Source organism: Anaerolineae bacterium (assembly GCA_016931895.1).
Lineage (GTDB): Bacteria > Chloroflexota > Anaerolineae > 4572-78 > J111 > JAFGNV01.
The window spans coordinates 16,437-37,991 of the sequence record JAFGDY010000227.1; the positions used below are offsets into that span (position 1 = coordinate 16,437).

The 21,555-nt window shown below is 57.0% G+C and carries 17 protein-coding genes; 11 read left to right on the forward strand and 6 right to left on the reverse strand.

Annotated elements, in window-relative coordinates; all coding sequences use genetic code 11:
• Positions 1 to 82: 82 nt before the first annotated feature.
• From JW953_16650 to hutH, 11 genes are all read left to right on the forward strand, one after another.
• Complete coding sequence (locus tag JW953_16650; protein ID MBN1994329.1) at positions 83 to 1,390, forward strand: hypothetical protein; 1,308 nt, start codon at positions 83 to 85, stop codon at positions 1,388 to 1,390.
• A gap of 176 nt (positions 1,391 to 1,566) precedes the next feature.
• Positions 1,567 to 4,983, forward strand: coding sequence for a carboxypeptidase regulatory-like domain-containing protein (locus tag JW953_16655; GenBank protein ID MBN1994330.1), 3,417 nt, complete (start codon positions 1,567 to 1,569; stop codon positions 4,981 to 4,983).
• A gap of 62 nt (positions 4,984 to 5,045) precedes the next feature.
• Positions 5,046 to 5,687 (forward strand): hypothetical protein, encoded by a 642-nt coding sequence (locus tag JW953_16660; protein MBN1994331.1) that lies wholly within the window; start codon positions 5,046 to 5,048, stop codon positions 5,685 to 5,687.
• A complete protein-coding gene (locus tag JW953_16665) occupies positions 5,684 to 6,727 on the forward strand; it encodes an ABC transporter ATP-binding protein (GenBank protein ID MBN1994332.1) in 1,044 nt (347 codons plus the stop codon). The genes JW953_16660 and JW953_16665 overlap by 4 nt, the downstream gene beginning before the upstream one ends.
• A gap of 114 nt (positions 6,728 to 6,841) precedes the next feature.
• Positions 6,842 to 7,273, forward strand: a complete 432-nt coding sequence (gene ssb, locus JW953_16670; protein MBN1994333.1) for a single-stranded DNA-binding protein — start codon at positions 6,842 to 6,844, stop codon at positions 7,271 to 7,273.
• A gap of 86 nt (positions 7,274 to 7,359) precedes the next feature.
• Complete coding sequence (locus tag JW953_16675) at positions 7,360 to 7,671, forward strand: DUF3467 domain-containing protein (protein MBN1994334.1); 312 nt, start codon at positions 7,360 to 7,362, stop codon at positions 7,669 to 7,671.
• A 121-nt stretch (positions 7,672 to 7,792) separates the two neighbouring features.
• Positions 7,793 to 8,494, forward strand: coding sequence for a haloacid dehalogenase (locus JW953_16680; GenBank protein MBN1994335.1), 702 nt, complete (start codon positions 7,793 to 7,795; stop codon positions 8,492 to 8,494).
• On the forward strand, positions 8,445 to 8,696 hold the full coding sequence (locus JW953_16685; protein ID MBN1994336.1) for a hypothetical protein: 252 nt from the start codon (positions 8,445 to 8,447) through the stop codon (positions 8,694 to 8,696). The genes JW953_16680 and JW953_16685 overlap by 50 nt, the downstream gene beginning before the upstream one ends.
• Position 8,697: 1 nt before the next feature.
• Positions 8,698 to 9,222: a CRISPR-associated protein Cas4 gene (cas4, locus tag JW953_16690; protein ID MBN1994337.1), complete on the forward strand. Its 525-nt coding sequence runs from the start codon at positions 8,698 to 8,700 to the stop codon at positions 9,220 to 9,222.
• A gap of 158 nt (positions 9,223 to 9,380) precedes the next feature.
• Positions 9,381 to 11,033 (forward strand): urocanate hydratase, encoded by a 1,653-nt coding sequence (gene hutU / locus JW953_16695; protein MBN1994338.1) that lies wholly within the window; start codon positions 9,381 to 9,383, stop codon positions 11,031 to 11,033.
• 5 nt (positions 11,034 to 11,038) lie between these two features.
• On the forward strand, positions 11,039 to 12,625 hold the full coding sequence (gene hutH, locus JW953_16700; protein ID MBN1994339.1) for a histidine ammonia-lyase: 1,587 nt from the start codon (positions 11,039 to 11,041) through the stop codon (positions 12,623 to 12,625).
• A gap of 1 nt (position 12,626) precedes the next feature.
• On the opposite strand, the gene JW953_16705 is transcribed toward hutH, so the two are convergent.
• From JW953_16705 to JW953_16730, 6 genes are all read right to left on the reverse strand, one after another.
• A complete protein-coding gene (locus tag JW953_16705) occupies positions 12,627 to 13,901 on the reverse strand; it encodes an imidazolonepropionase (GenBank protein ID MBN1994340.1) in 1,275 nt (424 codons plus the stop codon).
• A 3-nt stretch (positions 13,902 to 13,904) separates the two neighbouring features.
• Positions 13,905 to 14,534, reverse strand: a complete 630-nt coding sequence (locus JW953_16710; GenBank protein MBN1994341.1) for a cyclodeaminase/cyclohydrolase family protein — start codon at positions 14,532 to 14,534, stop codon at positions 13,905 to 13,907.
• 343 nt (positions 14,535 to 14,877) lie between these two features.
• Entirely contained in the window at positions 14,878 to 15,843 is a 966-nt protein-coding gene (locus JW953_16715) for a helix-turn-helix domain-containing protein (protein MBN1994342.1), read from the reverse strand.
• A 174-nt stretch (positions 15,844 to 16,017) separates the two neighbouring features.
• Positions 16,018 to 17,037, reverse strand: coding sequence for a peptidoglycan bridge formation glycyltransferase FemA/FemB family protein (locus JW953_16720; protein MBN1994343.1), 1,020 nt, complete (start codon positions 17,035 to 17,037; stop codon positions 16,018 to 16,020).
• 93 nt (positions 17,038 to 17,130) lie between these two features.
• A complete protein-coding gene (locus JW953_16725; protein ID MBN1994344.1) occupies positions 17,131 to 18,390 on the reverse strand; it encodes an MFS transporter in 1,260 nt (419 codons plus the stop codon).
• Positions 18,391 to 18,615: 225 nt separating this feature from the next.
• Complete coding sequence (locus JW953_16730) at positions 18,616 to 21,459, reverse strand: hypothetical protein (protein ID MBN1994345.1); 2,844 nt, start codon at positions 21,457 to 21,459, stop codon at positions 18,616 to 18,618.
• Positions 21,460 to 21,555 lie beyond the last annotated feature (96 nt).

Genomic DNA, 21,555 nt, shown 5'->3' on the forward strand with positions numbered 1-21,555 from the left:
AGTGACACCAACTGGACATAAACGTTAAAAATGGATAAAATGTAGACATAAGTACCAATAAAATAAAGAGATGGCTCCTCAAATGACGGCTCAAAACAAAATGCCACTCCGGCGACAAATCCGGTTATTACTGCCTATTGCGGCTCTGATGAGCCTGGCTCTGATGATTCTGGCCGTTCCCACCGGCTCCCAGGCCCAAGGCCCCGTATTAGCTACCCCTACCAACATTGGCAATGGTGGTGGTGGTGGCGGCGGCGGGAGTGGTGGTGGTAGCAGCGGCGGCGGCGAGGGGGGTAAAGATGATCAGGCCACGCCTATTCCTGACGGGGCCGCGGTTTCAGGCTTTGTCTATAACTACTCCACCGCTGCTTACGAAGGGGGCGTCACCATAGTCATCCAGGGTGAAGGTTGGCAAGTAGAAACGGTGAGTGATAGTAATGGCTATTACCGGATCGGCAATCTGGGTGTCGGCAATGGTGTGGTAAATCTACGGCTGCCGCCGGGAGCGCACCCGGTTGTTTTTAATTGGCCAATTTGGTTATATCATGAGGCTGATTTACAGGTTGACCTGGGTTTTTATTGGGGCGATGAACCGCCCATGCCGCTATTACTCTCCGGCTATCTGGAGCAAAACATTTTAACGGTTCAAGTTACCAACCGCGCTGCCGACCCTATTACCGGCGGTATCATTGACATTGAAACACCAGGCCCCATCAGAGTTTCCCCGGCGGTTGAGGCCAACCAAAACGTTACCGTAGATTATTCCCCGCATCAACTCCAGCTTGGCCTGGGAAACTTGCCGGGGGGGGGCAACACCACGGTCAAGGTGTTGTTAAAAGCAGTCACGTCGCCCCTCAATGCCGATCAGTCCTCTCCTATCCGGGTGATATTCAGGCATAACGAGCAATACACCCCCCAACTGCTTGAACTTGAGCTTGAAGATTCTATTCAGAGTTCAACTTCAGGGCAGAGCGTTATTATCTCTCAGCCTTTGGCAGAATCACCAACTCCCGCCGCCTTATCAACCAGACCGGCTGCGCCCGACCCCACTTCAACCGCTGTGCCAACCCCACTGCCCACCGCCACAGTCGAGCCGTCGTCATCTTCTCCTGCGGCAGAGCCAACCCCTCTCTCGCAATTACCTGTCACCGGCTTCAGCCCGGATACCGGCGGGGAGACCATACTATTATGCTCCGCTATCATCGTGCTGGGTCTGGCCGTAGCCGGATGGTGGTCGCTAAAAACCAAAACCAAACCGCTCAACCTGCCGGTCTATTCGTTCGGGCCAGACCAACCGGAGCCGCCATCCCCTTACACAGAGCTTTTTGGCCAGCTTACCGAGTGGGAAAAAACTCATCCCCAGAGTCAAAGTCACGCCGACGACACTTGATGTTTAATCCGCAGAACCACCCGTAAAACCGCCAGGGTTTCCAGGGTAGGACTTCAGTCCTTGCCCTCATTTCCCATTGACTTTTGTTTCTCTCTGCGGCATGATGGAGTTATGATAACAACGGGTTATGATCAGCCCGGGGTTTGTACCTTGACCACTTCTGACCAAAGAATACCATGAAGTTAAACTTTCTACGCTGGCTATGGCTGCCGGTGCTGCTGCTGGTTGCCTTACTCCTTCAATGGTCAACCCACTCGCATCAAGCTTCATCGGCCACCCCGGAACACCCCCCCCTGCTGGCTTTTTACTATGGCTGGTACGATGCGCAAACATGGACGTCGGGCTTAACGCCTGATATGCCCCTGGAGCCGTACCGCAGCAGCGATCCCGCCGTCATCGCCCGCCACGTTCGCCAGGCGCAAGAGGCCGGAGTCAACGGCCTGGTGATGTCGTGGTACGGCCCGCAAGTGGCTCAGAATCAAACGGAACCCAATTTTCGCCTGCTGCTGGCCGAAGCTCAATTGTGCGGCTTTAGGGCCGCCGTTGATTTTGAAACGCTCAGCCCTTTTTTTGCCACCCGGGCCGATGTGGTGGCCGCGCTCAAGTACCTGCTTGATACCCACGCCCAACACCCCGCCTATTTTCGTTTCAACAACAAACCCGTTATTTTTTTCTGGAAACAGGAACGCTTTACCGTTGCCGAGTGGGAAAGCATCCGCGCCGAGGTTGACCCCAACCACACCACCCTCTGGATTGCCGATGGCACCGATCTGGGCTATCAGGCTTACTTTGACGGGCATCACCTTTACAATATCTCCTGGGCCGAAGATATCGCCGAAACCCTGATGCACTGGCGCGACCTGGTGCGCTGGTATGATTGGTTTTTTAAGGTTGATCGCTACTGGGTGGCGACCACCATGCCCGGCTTTGACGAAAGACACTTGGGCCGTGAAGACAAAAACTTCCGCGAGCGAGGCACCGGCCAGTTTTACATTGAATCGTGGCAGGCAGCCATGGCCACTGAACCCGATATGCTGATTATCACCAGTTTTAACGAGTGGCCGGAAAACAGCCAGATTGAACCCAGCGTCACCTACGGCAACTACTATCTTGATTTAACCCGCGCCCTGCGTTACGGTCAGGCTCTCCCCCCTACGCCCGTTTTGCCCACGCCCACGCCCACCCTCACCCCCACTCCCACCCCCACGCCCGGCCACGGTTCCCTCATCGGTATTATCACCGACGCCCAAACCGGCGCCCGGTTGGCCGGTGTCCAGGTTTCGGTAGACAACCAGACCACCCAGACAGATCAGGCCGGCTATTATCGTTTTGACCGCGTCACCGACGGTCTGCAAGTAGTGATCGCCCGTTTCCCCGGCTATTTGACCACCGAAAAACCGCGGATTGTGCTTGACGACCAGTTGGTATGGAACAGCATTGCCATGCTGCCGGGGATTGACCCCACGGCCACTCGCACGCCGACCATCACGCCCACGCCAACCTCCACCCCCACCCCTACATCAGAAAACACATCTACCCCTACCCCCACCCCTTTACCCCCAACCCCGCTGCCCGGCCCCAACACCGGCTCTCTCACCGGCCTCATCACCGATGCTCAAACCGGCCAACAGCTCGGCGGCGTGGTTGTTTCCGCCGCAGGGCAAATGGTGCTGAGTAATGGGGGCGGCATCTATCGTTTGGATGGCCTGTCCCCCGGCCAGCAGATGGTCTCGGCTCAACACCCGCAATACCACCCTACCGCCAGGGCCGGCCTGGTTGTTGCCGATATGGTCCGCTGGAATAGTTTTAGCATGCTGCCGCTTCCTACCCCCACTCCGCTCAACACGCCCACACCCACCCTCACCCCCACGCCCACCGAAACAGCCACCCCTACGCCCACCGATACCGGCACCCCTACGCCCACCTTCACCCCCACCGCCACCAATACCCCCTCGGCCACCGCCACGCCAACGACCACTTCTATCCCGGCCCCGGGTACGCTGACCGGCCTCATTACCAATGCCAGAACCGGGCAACCTCTCATCGGCGTTGATGTTACGGTAGCCGGGCAAACAGGTCAAACGGATGGTAGCGGCATTTATCTATTTGAAGGGCTGCCCGCCGGAGAAGTGGCGATAACCATCAATCATCCCGGCTTTTACCCCGTGGTCCAATTGGCGTACGTGGTTTCTCAACAATTGCGCTGGCACAGCATTGCCCTCACTCCGCTTGATACTCCCACAACTACACCAACGGCTACCTTCCCCCCTCGCCCCACGGCTACCACTACCGCCATTCCCCCGGCCACAAACTTGCCCACACCTGCGCCGCAAACCGGCAACATCATTGGCCTCATCACCAACGCCCAAACCGGGGACCGGCTGGCCGGGGTGGCCATCACCATAGCCGGACAGGTGGCCCGCACCAATAGCAGCGGCGTTTATCTACTCAATGACTTGCCTGTGGGAACACAGAGTGTTTCGGTGGAGCATCCCAGTTTTAAGCCAATCAGCAAATCTGTTTATGTTGGCCCCAACCAAACTCGTTGGAACAGTCTGACCCTCATCCCGCTTAATACCCCCACCGCCACCTCAACCGCTACCGCCACCCCGTCACCCACCTCTACCCCTACCCCCACTCAAACCCAGACCCCTGCTCCCCAAACCGGCAAGCTCATTGGCTTGATTACCAATGCCCACTCCGGCAAACCCGTGGCCGGGGTAGTGGTCTCCACCGGCGGGCAGACGGTTCAAACCGACAGCAGGGGCATTTATCTGTTTGACCATTTGCCGGTTGGAGAGCACATCGTTTTGGCGGAGCATCCCAACTTTCACCCTGCTTCAAAATCCGCTTTTGTCACCGCCAATCAAACGCGCTGGAGCAGTATCGCCCTAACGCCTCTTAACCCGCCTACCCCCTCTTCTGCCCCAACCGGAAAAATTGAGCCGTGCGAACCCATTCCAGGGGAAAATTACGGCACGCTGGCCATTGTTGGTTCGCCCACCGACCGTCCCGCCGCCGAACACGCCGACCTGAATTTGGCCCTGCGCAGCTACGCAGTCACCACTGCCCGTCTGCGTTTGATTGACCTGGATGGGAGCGCCGATTCGCAAGCCCCCCAATTGGCCGGCCTCTTCGCCGATAAACGCGCCGGGGTTTTCAACCAAACCTATCAGGTAAACCACTGGGATTGGCACGCCAATGCCAGAGGCAACCCCATTACCGATTATGAAGTGACGCTGGCCGGATTGAACGCGACCCCGGCTGAGACAATTCACCTCCCCCCCTCCGGCTACAATATCGGCCAGGGTTACGCCGCCCTGGTGCTGTACGCCGACTCGGAACGCCTTACCCTCAAATACACCGGCGAAGACAACGTGGTGTCCGGCTATACCCTCCACCTGGAAGGGCTTTGTGTTGACCCCAACCTATTGACCCTCTACGAACAAATGAATGCCGCCGGGCGACTCCATCTCCCGGCCCTGCGCGCCGGGCAAGCCCTGGGCCGCGCCCGCGGCCCAGAAATCGGCGTGGCCATCCGGGATGCAGGCCGATTTATGGACCCTCGTTCGCGCAAAGATTGGTGGCAGTAATAGCGGCACTTTTTGGTCATTCCTCCATTTTAGAGTAGAATCGCTGCTCAAGGGAGAAAACTATGACCCGTTCCCAAGCCCTCACCATCGGCGTTTTAGCCGGCTTTGTTGTGCTGGTTTTTATGGCCATGCTTGTCCTGGTCTTCTTTCCCTTTGAACGCATGTTTCCTTCGCCAACACCCGTTCTGCTGCCGCCCTCTCCCCCCCCTACGCCTACCTTTGCCAATTTTCTGCCCACAGCCGGTTTGTTGACCCCTACCCCGGCCGAACCAACTCCTACCAACACTCGCGTGCCCACCGCCACGCCTCGCCCGCTCCGCCCTGCCACGCCCACCATCATCCTTAAATTACCCACCCTGCCCCCCAAACCTACGGCTACGCCTGTCCCGGTCACCATCATCCCAATTCCCACCGCCACGCCTACTACCACCATCAGCCCCACCCCCGCCCCGCGCCAATACAGCATTTCCTTTAAGGCCGAAGACAGCACCGTTGAAAAAGGTGACTGCACCAAATTAAAGTGGCAGGTGACCGGAGCCGCCGCAGTGACCCTGAACGAAGAAAGCGTAACCCCCTCCGGCGAAAAAAAAGTATGCCCCAAAAAAGACGAAAAATACCGGCTGGCCATCCGGCTGCCGGATGGCACCAGTTTGCATAGAACGGTGAAAATATCGGTGGAGGAAGAACGAGAAGAAAAAAAGTGAAGCGGGATATTCTTGGCGTCAACCAACTAAAAAAATCTTTTGATCGGGAAACGGCCGCGGTGGCCGGGGTTTCTTTTTCCCTCAACCGGGGCCAAATCCTCTGCCTGCTTGGCCCATCCGGCTGCGGCAAAACCACCCTGCTGCGTTTGATTGCCGGGCTGGAAACGCCGGATGAGGGCAGTATTTTGTTTGACGGCCAGGATTTGGCCGGCGTGCCGCCCCACAAACGCAACTTTGGTTTGATGTTTCAAGAGTTTGCCCTTTTTCCCCACAAAAACGTGGGGCAAAATGTGGCCTTTGGCTTACAAAACAAAAAGGAAACCGAGGCCGCAGCCAGGGTTGAACAAATGCTGGCCCTGGTGGGCTTGAGCGGCTTTGAAGAACGCGACGTCAACAGCCTCTCCGGCGGCGAGCGGCAACGAGTGGCCCTGGCCCGCAGCCTGGCCCCCAGCCCCCGCTTGCTGATGCTGGACGAACCGCTCGGCTCGCTGGACCGCGCCCTGCGCGAGCGGTTGATGCTGGAAATACGCCAAATCCTCAAACAGGTGGAGTTGGCCGCCATCTACGTGACTCACGACCATGCCGAAGCTTTTGCCGTCGCCGACCGGGTCATTGTGATGAATCAAGGCCGCCTGGAACAAGAGGCCAGTCCGGAGCAACTTTATCGCCAACCGGCCACCCCCTTTGTGGCCGGATTTCTGGGTTTCCCCAACCTACTTGAAGCCACCTGTTTGAGCCATGAAAGGGTTGAAACCGCCCTGGGCGTTTGGCCGGTAGCCGCCGCAGATTGTGACGCCGGCCAAAAAGTGACCCTGCTCATCCGCCCCGAAGCAGCTTCTTTAACCCCCAACAGGGGCATTTTGCTCAAGGGGGAATGTATCGCCGCCCTGTTCCGGGGTCGTTTTTATCAAGTGACCCTGGCTGTCTCCGGCCAACACCTCACTTTTGAACTGCCCCTGGCCGAATTGCCGTTGCCGCCCGGCCAAACGTTGACGGTGTGGCTTGATCCGGCGGCAATTTTGGTGCTGGGCAAGCGGTAAAACCATATTTAAGATGATTTTTTGACAAAGTTCAACTCTTAAGTTAAAATGCGGGCAGGCGGTACAGAACAAATATTCTCCACTATTTATAGAAAGGGCAAAGGACAAGGAAAAATGTATCAAAAATTAACAATAGTGGGTAACCTGGGGGGCGACCCCGAACTACGCTACACTCCTTCCGGCCAGGCCGTATGCAACTATAGCGTGGCCACCAACCGCAAGTGGACCGGTGGCGACGGCCAGCAGCAGGAAGAAACAATCTGGTTCAGAGTGTCATCGTGGGGCAAAAGAGCTGAAGTTGATAACCAATATCTGCAAAAAGGCAGCAGAGTTTTAGTGGAAGGTCGCCTGCGCCCCGACCCCGCCACCGGGGGGCCCCGTATCTGGACCGATCAGAATGGCAGTCCCCGGGCCAGCTATGAAATGACTGCCTTTGACGTTAAATTTTTGAGCGGGCGGGGTGATGTTGCCGGCGGCAGCTTTGACGACGCCCCGGGTATGGCCGAGGGCGGGCCGGACATCGCCGAAGAAGAAATTCCCTTCTAGTTTGACAATCATGCCACAATGAGGCAGCATGCAGCCGTTCTAAAATAAGAGCGGCTTTTTTTATGCCGGATAAAGGAGCTTTAGCGATGACCCAACCAAGCGGCCCCCAACCCATGCGGATCAATATCGAACTGCCCGCAGACCTGGAACCAACCTACGCCAATTTTGCCCTCATCAGCCACACCCCCTCTGAGTTGGTGGTAGATTTTGCCCGCATCATGCCCAATACCCCCACCGCCAAAGTCCACACCCGGATTGTGCTCACGCCCATGAACGCCAAACTCCTGCACCGCGCCCTGGCCGAGAACCTGCAAAAATTTGAAGAGAAATACGGCGAAATCAAAACCCCCCATCAGAACATCATGATAGACCGCGAGCGAGGTTTTATGTCTCCCTAATCCAAAAACCCATTAATAACAACAACCGGCCAACAATCCAAAAATAGCCGTTCGTCGTTCACAATTAATAATTCACCATTCACCATTATTTAAGGAGCCATCCTTGTCGGAATTACAAACCATCATTGATAACATCAACCAGGCCTTTGAAATCAAAAACGCCGTGCGCGACCGCACCCTGACCCGCTCGCGCGAGCTTATCCGGCATTGCGCCAACGCCATCCGGGCCACTCACCGGGGCGATGCGGAACAAACCGGGGACCTGCTTGCCAGGGCGCGGGAGGTGGCGGCGCAAATGCTCAACGAAGCCCAGGGTTATAACGACATTCATTGCGCCGGCTATACGCAAGACGCCCTCAAAGAACTGGCCGAAGCCCACCTTACTCAGGCCATCATCTTGAACAAACCCCTCCCTACGCCGGAAGAACTTCAGGTAGAATATGCCGCCTATCTCAACGGGCTGGCCGAAGCCGCCGGCGAACTGCGCCGTTTTGCCCTGGACGCCCTGCGCCGGGGCGATGTGCAACAAGCCGAAAAAGTTCTCAGTCACATGGACGACATCTACAGCATGTTAGTGACCGTTGATTTTCCCGGCGCCATTACCGGCGGCCTGAAACGCAGCACCGATATGGTGCGCGGCGTTTTGGAACGCACGCGCGGCGATGTCACCACCGCCGTGCGTCAAGAAGCTATGAAATCCGCCCTGAAAGAATTTGAAAAACGCATCGGCGTTTCAACCCTGCTTGATGAAGAATTGATCTTACCCAATGACGATGAAGAAGAATTTGGCCCTGATCCGGGCCAGCGAGTTGACCCAGTATGACTTCTGCCACCGGGCCTGGTGGTTAGGCTCGGTCAAAAACATGCGCCCCGCCGACCCGTCGGACCAGGCCCGGGGGGTGCAGTTTCATAGCCGCCATGCCCGCCAGATTCGGGCAGCCTTACGCTGGCATTATGTGGGCCTGGCTTTGCTTGGCGGCGGTAGTTTTTTGTTGATTTTAACCGTTGTCTTTTCAATGTTTTAAAATGTTCTGGCTATTTGTTCTGGCCCTCGTTTTGATGGTGACGGGATATTTACTCCTCAACCGCGCCAACGCCCTGCGCCGGGAAAGCGGCCTGCCTGCCGGCCGGCTCATCTACGCCGATACCCATGAAAATTGGCGGCCCAATAACAACCCCCTCTACTCCCCCACCCATCACCTAACCGGCAAACCGGACTACCTGGTTGAAACGCCGCAGGCCATTATTCCGGTTGAGGTAAAATCCGGCCACGCTCCCAATATTCCCTACCTGGGACATCTTCTGCAATTGGCCGCTTACTGTCTTCTGGTTGAAGAAACCACCGGCCGCACTCCGCCCCACGGCCTGCTCAAATACGCCGATGCGCTTTATGAAGTTGACTTTACCCAGGAATTGCGCCGGGAGTTATTAGACACCATGGCCGCCATCCGCCAGGCCCGGCTGGCCGAAACCGTAAAACGCAACCACCACCAACCCAACAAATGCCTGGCCTGTGGTTTTAAAGATGTCTGTGAAGAAGCGTTAGCCTAAAGTTAGGCGATATTACAAACTCAGCCCACCCCACCAATCATGCATGATAACAGCACCAGTTAGCCATTCAGACGGTTAGCAATTCGGTGGACATCAGGCTACAATCATTAATAATTCACAATTGACAATTCGCAATTCACAATTCCCCCGGAGGCAATATGGCTCGTACAATTAAAGCCCCACGTGGCCCCCAATTGACCTGCAAAAACTGGCTCATTGAAGCCCCCTACCGCATGCTGCAAAACAACCTGGACCCCCAGGTAGCGGGCGACCCCGACCAGCTAATCGTATACGGCGGTCGCGGCAAAGCGGCCCGCAATTGGGCCAGCTTCGACGCGATTCTGGCGGCGCTGCGCCAGCTGGAGCCGGACGAAACATTGCTGGTGCAATCCGGCAAGCCGGTGGCCATATTTACCACCCACCCCGACGCGCCGCGTGTTTTGATTGCTAACTCAAACATCGTTCCGGCCTGGGCTACCCAAGAGAATTTTGATAAATGGGAAGCAGCCGGGCTGATCATGTACGGGCAAATGACCGCCGGTAGTTGGATTTACATTGGCACCCAGGGCATTTTACAGGGAACGTACGAAACGCTCGGGTCCCTGGCCCGCCAGCAGGGCTGGGACAGCCTTAAGGGAAAACTTGTGGTCACCTCCGGCCTGGGCGAGATGGGCGGCGCCCAACCCCTGGCCATCACCATGAACCAAGGCGTTGGTTTGATTGTGGAAGTTGATCGCCGGCGGGCCGAACGGCGTCTCGCCTTGCGCCAGATAGACGCTATCACCGACAACCTTGAAGAAGCCATGACCTGGGTGGAAGAGGCGCTGGCCCAACAGCAGCCCAAGTCGGTGGGCTTGATTGCCAACGCCGCCGAAGCCCTACCCCAACTCTACGAGCGCGGCGTAACGCCCGACGTGGTTACCGACCAAACCTCGGCCCACGACCCCCTATACGGTTACATTCCCGCTGGTTTGTCTTTGGCTGAAGCGAACTTACTACGCGAAAACAATCCCGCCGCATACCAACGCCAGGTGTTCGATTCGATGACCCGCCACGTGCAGACCCTGCTTGACTGGCAGGCTAAAGGCAGCGTGGTGTTTGACTACGGCAACAACCTGCGCCAGCGCGCCTATGACCACGGCCTTCAAAACGCTTTTGCCTACCCGGGCTTTGTGCCCGCTTACATCCGGCCCCTCTTTTGCCTGGGCAAAGGCCCCTTCCGCTGGGTGGCGCTTTCCGGCGACCCGCAAGACATCTACACTACCGACCAGGCCATCCTGGAACTTTTCCCCGCCGACGAACACCTGGCCCGCTGGATTCGTTTGGCTCAAGAGAAAGTTGAATTTCAAGGATTGCCCGCCCGAATTTGCTGGCTGGGTTATGGCGAACGGGCCAAGGCCGGCCTTAAATTCAATGAACTGGTCGCTTCGGGCCGGGTCAGCGCCCCTATTGTCATTGGCCGCGACCACCTTGACAGTGGCTCTGTGGCCAGCCCCAACCGCGAAACCGAAGGCATGCGCGACGGCTCCGACGCCATCGCCGATTGGCCCCTGCTCAACGCCCTGCTCAATGCCGTGGGCGGCGCTACCTGGGTCAGCCTCCACCACGGCGGGGGCGTGGGCATTGGCTACAGCATCCACGCCGGGCAGGTGATTGTGGCCGACGGCACCGCTGCCGCCGCCCGCCGGTTAGAACGGGTGCTAACCACCGATCCGGGTCTGGGCGTCGCCCGCCACGCCGATGCCGGTTATCCCGAAGCCATAACGTTTGCCCGGCAGCAGGGTATAAAAATTCCCATGCTGCCGGTTTAAAAAAGATGGATACGATCATTCTTAACGGCGAAAGCCTGACCATTGAACAAGTGCTGGCCGTAGCGCACGGGCAGCCAGGACACCCGGAAGTTGTTTTAAGCCAAGCTGCTCAAAAAAATGTATGGCGCGCCGCGCAGGCCGTAGCCCAGCTTTTGGCCCGGGGTGAAGTGGCTTACGGCATCACCACCGGCTTTGGCGCGTTCAAAGATCGCCTTATTTCGCCGGATCAGGTTGAACAACTTCAACGCAATATCATTATGAGTCACGCCGTGGGCGTAGGCGAGCCGTTTGACCTGCCCACCACGCGAGCCATTATGCTCATCCGGGCCAACACCCTGGCGCGAGGATATTCCGGGATCCGCCCGGAAACTCTCCAGCATTTGCTCGACCTGCTCAACGCGGGCGTCCATCCCCTGATCCCCCAAAAAGGCTCGCTGGGCGCCAGCGGCGACCTGGCCCCGCTGGCCCACATGAGCCTGGTCTTACTGGGTTTAGGCGAGGCCGATTATCAGGGCCGGATTTTGCCGGGAAACGAAGCGCTACAACAGGCCGGGCTGTCGCCCGTTACCCTGGCCGCCAAAGAAGGCTTGGCCCTGACCAACGGCACGGCCGTGATGTGCGCCCTGGGCGCGCTGATAGTTTACCACGCCCGCCTGTTGAGCCGGGTGTCGGACCTGGCCGGATGTCTCAGCTTGGAGGCGCTGCACGGCACAGACCTGGCTTTTGACGACCGCATCCAACAATTGCGGCCCTACCCCCGCCAGCTTAACTGCGCGGCTTACCTGCGCGAACTTCTACAGGATAGCGACTTCACCCGCCATCACGACCCGCACAATGTGCAGGACGCCTATACCCTGCGCTGCATCCCCCAGGTTCACGGCGCGGTGCGCGACGCCATTGCCTACGCCCGCTGGGTCATCGAAATTGAACTGAATTCGGTCACGGATAACCCGCTGATCTTTGTAAACGAGCACACGGGCGAGAGCGCCGTGCTTTCCGGCGGCAATTTTCACGGCGAGCCGGTGGCCATTGCCATGGATTATCTGAGCCTGGCCATGGCCGAAATGGGCAACATCTCCGAGCGCCGCCTGATGCGGCTGACGGATGAAGCCAGCAATGCCCACGTTTTGCCGCCCTTTCTGACTCTGAACGGCGGCCTCAACTCCGGCTTTATGATTACCCAATACACCGCCGCTGCCCTGGCCGCCGAAAACAAAGTATTAGCCCACCCCGCCAGCGCCGATACCATTCCCACCTCGGCCAACGTGGAAGACCACGTGAGCATGGGCTGTACCGCCGCTTTGCAAACCCGCCAAATTGTGCAAAATGTGGAGTATATTTTGGCCCTGGAACTGCTGGCCGCGGCGCAGGGAATTGATTTTAGAAAACAAACATTAGGCCAACAGGCGCGTTTGGGGCGGGGCACGCAACCGGCTTACGACCTCATCCGCCAGCATGTGCCCTTTCTGGAAAAGGACGCGGTGATGTACCCCTACATCGAAGCCGTACGGCGGCTCATCGCCAACGGCGAGTTGATCAAAGCCGCCAACCGGCTGGTGCAGGATGGGTGGGAGATTGAATACGAGAGTTAAGTTATATCACCAATCGCCCGCGTTTGATCACCCGCTGCACCAAGTTTCCCCCAAACTGATAAGCCAGGCAACGATAATCAGGAGCGTTCACCAGCAACAAGTCGGCCTGTTTGCCCACCTCAATTGAACCCAGCCGGTGGCCCAGGCCAATGGCGTGGGCGGCGTTGATGGTGGCGGCGTTCAGGGCCTCGGCGGGCAGCAATTTTTGGTAGCGGCAGGCCAGGGCCATCACCAGGGGCATTGAGGGGCAGGGGGCCGAACCGGGGTTGATGTCGGTGGCCAGGGCCAGGGCGACCCCGGCATCAATTAAAGCTCGGCCGTCGGCAAAGTGAGCGCTGCCCAGGTTGAGGTTAACGGCGGGCAGAACAACGCCAATAGTGTTTGAGCGGGCCAGGCGCGCGGTTTCCGCCGGGGTGGTCACGTCTAAATGGTCGGCGGAAACGGCTTGCAATTCCACCGCCAGCGTCACTCCACCCAACGAGGTGAACTCGTCGGCATGAATTTTGGGCAACATTCCCAGCGCCCGCCCCGCCGCCAGCACCCGCCGGGATTGATCCGGGCTAAAGGCGTTTTCTTCGCAAAAAACGTCGTTAAAAAAGGGGCGATGGTTTTGGCCAAACCAGGAGTTCTGATACCAGGCCGCGGCCCGGGGCAGCATTTCTTCAACCACTAAATCCGTATAGGCCCCGGCGTCACCGTTGTGCTCCGGCGGAACGGCGTGGGCGGCCAGGAACGTAGGAACGAGATCGGCGGGGAAGGTTAGCGCCAATTCTTCGATGGCCCGGAGCATTTTGAGTTCGCTGGGGGTGTCAAGGCCGTAGCCGGTTTTGATCTCAACCGTGGTTGTGCCCAAGGCCAACATCGCGGCCAGGCGCGGGCGGGTTTCAGCCACCAGTTGGGCCGCCGATGCTTCCCGCACGGCCTGGGTGGTGCTAACAATGCCGCCTCCGGCAGCCAAAATTTCCAGATAGCCGGCGCCCTTGAGGCGCAGTTCAAACTCGGCCAGCCGGTTGCCGGCGTAAACTACATGCGTATGGGGGTCAACAAAACCGGGGCAGACGACCCGACCGGCGGCGTTTATGACGTGCGGGGCGGTATAACCGGCCAGCAGTTGAGGCGAGGGACCAACGGCCACAATTTCGCCGGCAGCTACCGCCACTGCGCCCTGGGGGATCAGCCCCACGTCGGCCAGGGCCTGGCCCCGTTTAGGGCCGTCCGGGCTGGCGCAGGTGAGCAATTGGGCGGCGCTGTGGATGAGTAAGTCCACGCCTATCAATATCTAACCCCCACGAATACTTTGTTCAACTGACTTGTAAACCTGGTCAGCCAGGTTGTATGTGTCCAAAATTTGGTCCAACTCGGCCTGGCGCGCCGCAATGAATGTTTCATCCTTGATTGAAGATAGATTAATAAGCACGTTCAGGGCCGCGGCCTTTAAACCGGCCTGGGCGCATGCAGCGCCTGCCCCGGCGTCGCTGATGGCATTGGGGTTACCCCTTTCTGCCACTACCCGGCACAGTTCAACCACTTGGGCACAGGCGCGGGCGGTGGCCAGGGGAGGGAGGGTGGCCTTTTGGGTAGCGGCTTGAATAGCCCCCCGGCGAGCTGCCTTTTGTTCATCTGTAGTTTTGGGCAATCGAAAAGCGGCCATGACGGTATTGAACGCTTCAATATCATCATTTATGAGTTGGGTCAACTCAGTTCGCAGGGCTTCTGATCGGGCCAGGATGGTTTTCATCTGCGCTTCTATGTGGGCAAATTTTTCTTTGCCAATGGTCAAGTTGCAGACCATACTGACCAGCGCCGCGCCCATAGCGCCGGCAATGGCAGCGGCGCTTCCTCCACCGGGCGTGGCTGTGCCCGCCGCTAATTCATCTAAAAACGGTTGGAGAGGATATGTGTACGTCATATCAAATCACTCCATTGACTAACCTTCTGCCAGCGGCCACCACAACGCTTTGGGGTAGGCTATTCTTAGCCCCGCCCGGCCCAGATTCCGATAACCGCTCCCGCCGAAACATGATCACTCCGTTTTTGCTTCAGAAGCTGCCTGAGAAGCATGTCATTTCGACCGATAGGCAAAGGAACTTAGCACGAAATCCCCAAGAGGTTACTTTTTTTATAAAAACTTTAACCAGCACAATTAAACGGTGAATTTTAGCCAAAGAATACTTCTTTAATTGTCACGCCATAGGGATTTCTCGGCCTATGGCCTCGAAATAACATGCAGGTGAGCAGTTACTAAACATCTATTATGGCTGGCTATCCGGTGCCGACTCAAGCGGCAATGGTGTTTCGCCTTCAACCGGCGCAGAGTCGCCATCGGCAGGGATGGGGGTTTGTTCTTCAAGAAGGAGGGGCGTTTCGGTGGGGGGGAGGGCATTGGTTATATCATTCTCGTCGGTCTGCTCAGGTTGGGGAGTCAACAGGGCGGGGTCATCTACCTTTTCCCACACCTGATCCACCACCTGGCCTTCTGCCCCCATAATGCCCTTATAATCGCCATTCACGTAAATTTCTACGCCGCCGCCATTGCCGGCCCGCACCGCCACCCGGCGCTGGCCGGTCCAACTACGAGTTTCGCCGGGCTGGAGAATACCTTCAAATACTTTCACTTCGTCGGCCAAAATTTGCATCCACGAGGGCTGCTTGATAACTACCTCCACCGTCACCCCGCCATAAACAATGGGCGTAGGAGTATCGGTGGGGGGCAACGGCGTAGGGGTAGAGCTGGGCGAAGGAGTGACCGTAGGCAGCAACAGGGCCGCATCTTCATCCAGGGCAGTGGTGAGCGGGGTTTTGGTGGGCGTAGGCGTCATTTGGGGCTGGATAACGGTGTTATAACCAATATAACCCGCGCCGCCAAGCACGGCCACAAAAAGTAAAATACCAATGATCAAATCCCAGGTAATAAAAGGCCGGGGCGCCATCGAAAGGCTCATAAACTCGATGCCGTGCGGGGTCAGGCGCTGGCCCTTGACCGGCACAATGCCGTTCCCGTCGTATAGGGTCAAAGCTTCGATGGGGTCCAGATTAAGATACTTAGCGTAGTTGCGGATGAGGCCGCGGGTGATAACCGGCGAGGGAAATGCGCTAAAATTGTTCTCTTCAAGCGCCTCTAACAAATGCCGCCGGATGCGCACCGCTTCCGACGCTTCAGCCAGCGTGATACCCTGCTCCTCGCGGGTTGTTCTGAGCAACTCACCCAATTGGGTCACAATCCATCTCCATTTCCCCAGACCTCGATTTCGGTGGGGAGGTCTTCAAGGTCTTGCTTCAAACTTAAGGCTCTTTTCTTCCCAAAAAAGAGCACCATTGATAAATCGCGAAACTCTATCTTACTCTCAGAGTTCTAAGAGGTCAAGTTTTTTGCCTCTTGCGTGAGACACCCGTCAATACCTTTTGAGCCGCCGCAGTAACGACCGCAGCCGGGGCAAAACCACGGTGAAGGCCCAATACAAAGGGCGGTTGGCCGGATAATCAAAAGCGCCCAGTCCTTGCACCACCTGCCCGCCAAACCCCTGTTTGAAGCGGTAGACTCCCCACATGCCGTCTGCTTTATTAAAAACATCCGGCGCGCCCCACAGGTCGTAACGGGCGCAGCCACGTTCTTTGGCACGCCTCATAGCCGCCCATTGCAGTAAATGATTAGGCATCAATTGCCGATGTTGTTCGGTAGACGCGCCGTACATATACCAGGCTGTTTGGCCAAAAATGAATAAAATCAATCCGGCTACCACCTCATCCTCCACCGCAGCCAGGAGCATTTCGGCCTGACCCGCAGCCAGGAAACGTTGCCATATCTGCCGGTAGTAAGCTTGGGGCCGGATGAGAAAGCCATCCCGCGCCGCAGTGTGGGCATACATCCGGTAAAACGTGGATATATCGTCGCTGTTCCCTTGGCGGATGGCGACACCTTTTCGTTCGGCCAGCCGAATGTTATAGCGCCACTTGCTTTTCAGCGCAGCCAACAAGTCATCCGGCTCAAGCGTCAGGTCAACTATCACCGTATTGCGGAATTGAATCTGTTCCGGGGAAAAATGCCAGCCGCGTTGAGCCAACATATCGAGCATAGCTTGCCCCCCAAGTTCAAATGGTTGACCGGCTTGCGGCTCGCCGTATTGAAGTGGCACGTCGGGGTCTATTTTGATAAAAAGGGCGCGCGTTTGTTTGGCGTAACGTTCCAAATCGCCCAAAACTTGGTTGGTCAGGGTGTCATTGGCGTAATCAAGAGCCGGGCCTTTAGGCGCATAAAGAAAACTCCAGGGCGTGTGCGGAATGAGTCGGCGTAAAATTTGGGCTGCGGCAACCGGCGTGTCCAACTCAAGCCACAACAGGCGCTCGGCAGTCCAACCCCAATCACTTTTGCAGTCGCCCCAGGTCCAGGTTTGCAGAACGTGAGGATCAGGCAAAGAGAGAAGCGCCTGGTCCCAATCAGCCCGGCTATGGATAGTCTTAAATTTAGGGAGTTTAGGATAATTTGGCACTATTCGGTTGAAAGCAGCCTATACCGCCACAACTTGTCGCGGCTGCCACAAAACTAATAGAAGCACGGCAGCCAGGGCCAAAATTGCGCCAAAAAGAAACGGCGCGCCCGGCCCCAAGCCCGACCAACCACCAAACCCCTGCCACAATATCCCGGCAATAAAGCTGGCCGGAAAGGCAGTCAACCCGATAGCGGCGTTGTACACCCCGTAAGCCGTACCCCGCTGCTCAGGCTGGACCAGATCGGCCACCAAAGCTTTGCCCACCCCTTCGGTTATGGCGTAGTACAGGCCATAGAGGGCAAAAAGCAACCAAACCTGCCAGATTGCTCCGGCCAGGGCAAAGCCCAGGTAAATAAAGGCGTAAATCAACCAGCCGGTCACAATAAGCCGCCGCCGGCCCCAGCGGTCCGACAAAGCGCCCGCGGGACCAGAGATCAGGGCGTAGATCAAATTAAAGGTAATCAGCATGCCAATTACGCCTAACACATTCAAACCACGTTCTTGGGCGCGCAGGATGATGAAGGCGTCGGAGGAATTGCCCAGGGTGAACAGAACCATCACCACCAGAAATCGTTTAAAGGGAAGGGCAAAGCCTTTTAGCGACAGGCTGGGCACACGTTGAGCCACGCCGCTTGTGGTTAGCACATCTTTGGCCCCCACAGCCAGCACCAATACGGCCAACCCGGCTGGAATAATGCTCAACAAGACCACGGTTTGAAAAGCCGGTCGGGCCAGGGTCAGGCTGCTGCCCTGCCAGGCCCAAATAACACCCAAGGTGATCAACAAACCAATAAAAGCGCCGGCCGTATCACCGGCCCGGTGCAAACCAAAGGCCAGGCCCCGGCGGCGTTCGGTGATACTGTCGGCAATGAGGGCGTCGCGGGGAGCGGTGCGGATGCCCTTACCTACCCGGTCGGTAAAACGCACGCCCAAAACCCAACCCCAAGTATTGGCAAAATATAAAAAGGGTTTGGCCAGGGTTGATAGGCCATAACCGGCCACAGCCAGCCACTTGCGTTGACCAAGCCGGTCGCTCAACCAACCGGAGAAGACCTTCAGCAAACTGGCCGCCATCTCTGCGATACCCTCAATCAAACCAATAACGCCGGTTCGCACACCCAACACATTGGCCAGAAAAAGAGGCACCAGATTGAGCACCATCTCGCTGGAAACATCGGTGAGGAAGCTGGTGATGGTGATTACCCAAACATTGCGGGGCAGGTCACCCATGCCAGTGGCGGCTGACGGCGATAAATTGATCTTATGAGACCAAGCCATAGCAGTAAACCCTCTCCCTTTTAAAATAAGTCCGGCCCATACTATATGTGGTCAGCCGATTTACGTCAATTTTGGGAGTGTGTGTTATACTATGGCTTTGCTTGTAAACATAGTGCTCCAGAATTTTTTTCAGTGAAACAGGTAGCAAGCAGAGTAGCAAACTTTTTATCTGTTTATCTGCTACCTTGCTACCTGATACCCTGTTTTCTGGCCATCTATATCAGCCTATTCCTGACGTCCCTCAACCCGAATCCAATCCACCACTGCGGCCACAGCGGGTTCGGTCAAACCCCAGGCCGTGGTGAGGCCAACCGGGCGGAGAGGGTCCAGCAACTCAATGGCCGCACCGCCGGTTTGGCCGGTTTGGCCGATAAGGGCGTGGCTACAGCGAAAACAGCCGCGTAAGTCACCTCTTGCGCCCAGGGATTGAAGGGCCGCCGCCGCTTCTTGGCTCAAACTGGCGCTGGCTTCGTCTGCCGCCGTCGCCACCACCATCTCCTGGGGCGGGGCCGCCTCAATAAAACCGGCCAGGCCGGCCGAAGCAGCCGGGTCAAGATGGGTGTCAAAATGAGCGGCCCGGATGTCGCCGTTGGCCTGGATCAGGGCCACGTTGTAGCCGCGTTGGTTGGGGGAAACCTGATGACCATTGACAAAAATGTGGCCAAAGCTGCCCACTTCTTGCCCGGCGCTGAGCACGGTCACATCCAGAGGGGGGGTGTTGGGGCCGGGGAAAGGCAGTTTAGTGACCCCGGCAAAATGCAGGCGAAGGTCGTTGAGGCCGGGTTGGACGATGCCTGCGGGCAGGTCAAACGTTATTTCCTGCCACGCTGCGCCAAAACTCTGTGGCGGCGATTGCCAGCCGTTCAAGGCCAACGAAACCGATTGGGGCGTGGCCTGGATGGTCTCATCAGGTAAGCGTATGTGTAGCGTAATTTGTTGTGCCCCGGCCCTTAAGGGCAGCAGCAGGCGAGCCTCCCGGCGTTGGGCCGTTAGCGGCCGGCCAGGGCTGAGCAGCCCCCAGCCTTCGCCAAAGTAGAGGGGGGCCAGGGGAGAGCCGGTTTTTATGAGGAGTTCAGGTCTTAAGCTGGACTCCTGGTTGGTATGCTCAACCCGATAAACAATGATATTGGTTTCATTGTGAATTTTTTGGACCGGGAAAACAGCTTCAATATAGGGCATGGCGGCCTGGGGTGTGACACCTGGGTTGCCGGAAAAATCGGGCCGCACGACAATGTATTTGATATTAAAAAAGTCTAATACCTGGGCAGCAATAACCCGGTCGGCGGCTTGCCGGGCCGGGGGTAACGATTTGCCGGTTTCCAGCGCCAGCAGAGAGTTGATGATGGGGGCGTTGGTGAAGTATTGGAACTTGAATTCGGGGTTGCGGCTGGTGTTGCCCTGCAATAAACTTTTTTGATGCGTGGTTTGATAGAATTGGCCGAACATAAATTGCGTGGTCAACGGGCCGGTCACGCGAAAGCCGTTGCGCCAGGCCAGAGGAAGGTCGAGTACGGTAAAATCCTCGGCCTCGGCAGCAATGAGGCGGTAGGGTGGGGGCAGGCGCATATCGGATTGCGGCAGGGGCAGGGAAAGGTGTTCAAAGAGGAAGAGGAGGAAAATGAAAAAAAAGACCACATACGCGGTAAGTTGTTTTGAAGATATTACGTCTGGCGTATGGCGTATTTGGGGCTTTACGGATATAGAAGAAATTCCGCTCAAACGATGACGTTCACCAAGCCAGTGCCCAATCTGCACCAGGGCAAACCCGGCCAAAACACTCAGGCTCAGCAGCAGCATTACGCTATAGCGGCTGGGGTAACGATTGCCCTTAAAAAAAGGGAGGCTTTGCAGCACCACAAAAGGGCCGGGCAGGCTGGTGGCTTGTCCCTTGATGGTGACAACCGGGCCAAGACACAGCAGGGCAAAAACAAAAGCGGCAATGAGCCAGAAACGGATCCGGGCATAGCGATAGCCCGTAACCAGGCTCACCAGCAGCAGGCCCAACAGCACCAAGCCGATGAAAATGTGCTGGCCAATGCTGTAATGAATTCCCGTTTGGGCAACCAAATGGCCCAACAACGGGTGGCGCATGGTGGGTATCACAAAACCAAACAGGTCGGCGCTGAAGGCATCGGCAAAACCGGCCCCTTGGGCCATAAAGTCGCCTTCAGCCAGCATGTCGGGCAGCATTTGGGCCAAAATGGGGCTGAGCCCCAGGGCCAGGGTGAAACCCATTACCAGGGCCGCCCGCAGGTGCAGCAGGGGAGACGCGGCAGGAGCAAAGGCGGGATTTCGCCATTTGCGGAGGGCATAGCGGCCCAGGCCATAAACCCAGTAGAGACCAATGAACACCACCATAAAGGAGGCGTAGGTCATTTCAGCCCAGGCTTGAAAGGTCAAAAAGAGACCGGCCATAAACGGCTCTTTCAGCCGGCGGGGATGGTGGCCGGTACGCAGAATGTACAACGCCGCCAAGGGAATCCAATGGCTGCTGGCAATATTGAATTGACCCAGGGCCACGTAAAAAAGTTTACTGCTGGCAAAAACATAAAAACCTCCGGCCATGGCCGCGCTGAACCAAAGGAGGCTGCCGTCTGGGGTATTTTCTGCACCCGGCGGTCTTTTGTCAGGGGCCGGCAAAGTGGAGAGAATATACCGCACCAACAGAAAGGCGCCATATCCGCCAAGCATAAAGGTAAAAAGCATGTGCAGATTGCTGGCAATGATCACGCCCCCGTTCAAGGTGAGCGGCAACGCAGTGACCGCATTGAGGGCCGTGAGGGTATAAAAGGCCAGGTTGATACCGATGGGGTAAAATATAAAATCAGTTTGAAAAGGGTTTTGGGGAGCGTTAAGCAAAGCGTATTTGACCCACCACAAATTCCAGGCCAGGGCCGGGTCGTCGGCGCCATCGCCGGGCAGGTGAGTGGTGGGGTGGGTGATGGTGGGCCAGGTTAAGGCTATGGCCAGGAGAAAATAAACCAGCAAGAGAAGCAAGTTGGGATAAACCCAAGCGCGGTTTGGGGCTATCGGCGACGGGTTATGTTTTGCCAGAAACTTAAAATGCACAAAAAACGCCCTGCGAGTATAATGTCCAAATCCAGATTGTACCATTGGCCTATGAGGGTCGCAATTATATAACCACAACTTTGTGGTATAATGGAA

What these genes read in the sequence shown, in the direction of transcription:
- hutH (MBN1994339.1), top strand. Translation starts at nt 11,039, where the DNA reads ATGGATACGATCATTCTTAACGGCGAAAGCCTGACCATTGAACAAGTG.
- JW953_16725 (MBN1994344.1), bottom strand. Translation starts at nt 18,390, where the DNA reads ATGGCTTGGTCTCATAAGATCAATTTATCGCCGTCAGCCGCCACTGGC.
- JW953_16655 (MBN1994330.1), top strand. Translation starts at nt 1,567, where the DNA reads ATGAAGTTAAACTTTCTACGCTGGCTATGGCTGCCGGTGCTGCTGCTG.
- JW953_16685 (MBN1994336.1), top strand. Translation starts at nt 8,445, where the DNA reads ATGAAGAAGAATTTGGCCCTGATCCGGGCCAGCGAGTTGACCCAGTAT.
- ssb (MBN1994333.1), top strand. Translation starts at nt 6,842, where the DNA reads ATGTATCAAAAATTAACAATAGTGGGTAACCTGGGGGGCGACCCCGAA.
- JW953_16710 (MBN1994341.1), bottom strand. Translation starts at nt 14,534, where the DNA reads ATGACGTACACATATCCTCTCCAACCGTTTTTAGATGAATTAGCGGCG.
- JW953_16675 (MBN1994334.1), top strand. Translation starts at nt 7,360, where the DNA reads ATGACCCAACCAAGCGGCCCCCAACCCATGCGGATCAATATCGAACTG.
- JW953_16650 (MBN1994329.1), top strand. Translation starts at nt 83, where the DNA reads ATGACGGCTCAAAACAAAATGCCACTCCGGCGACAAATCCGGTTATTA.
- hutU (MBN1994338.1), top strand. Translation starts at nt 9,381, where the DNA reads ATGGCTCGTACAATTAAAGCCCCACGTGGCCCCCAATTGACCTGCAAA.
- JW953_16660 (MBN1994331.1), top strand. Translation starts at nt 5,046, where the DNA reads ATGACCCGTTCCCAAGCCCTCACCATCGGCGTTTTAGCCGGCTTTGTT.
- cas4 (MBN1994337.1), top strand. Translation starts at nt 8,698, where the DNA reads ATGTTCTGGCTATTTGTTCTGGCCCTCGTTTTGATGGTGACGGGATAT.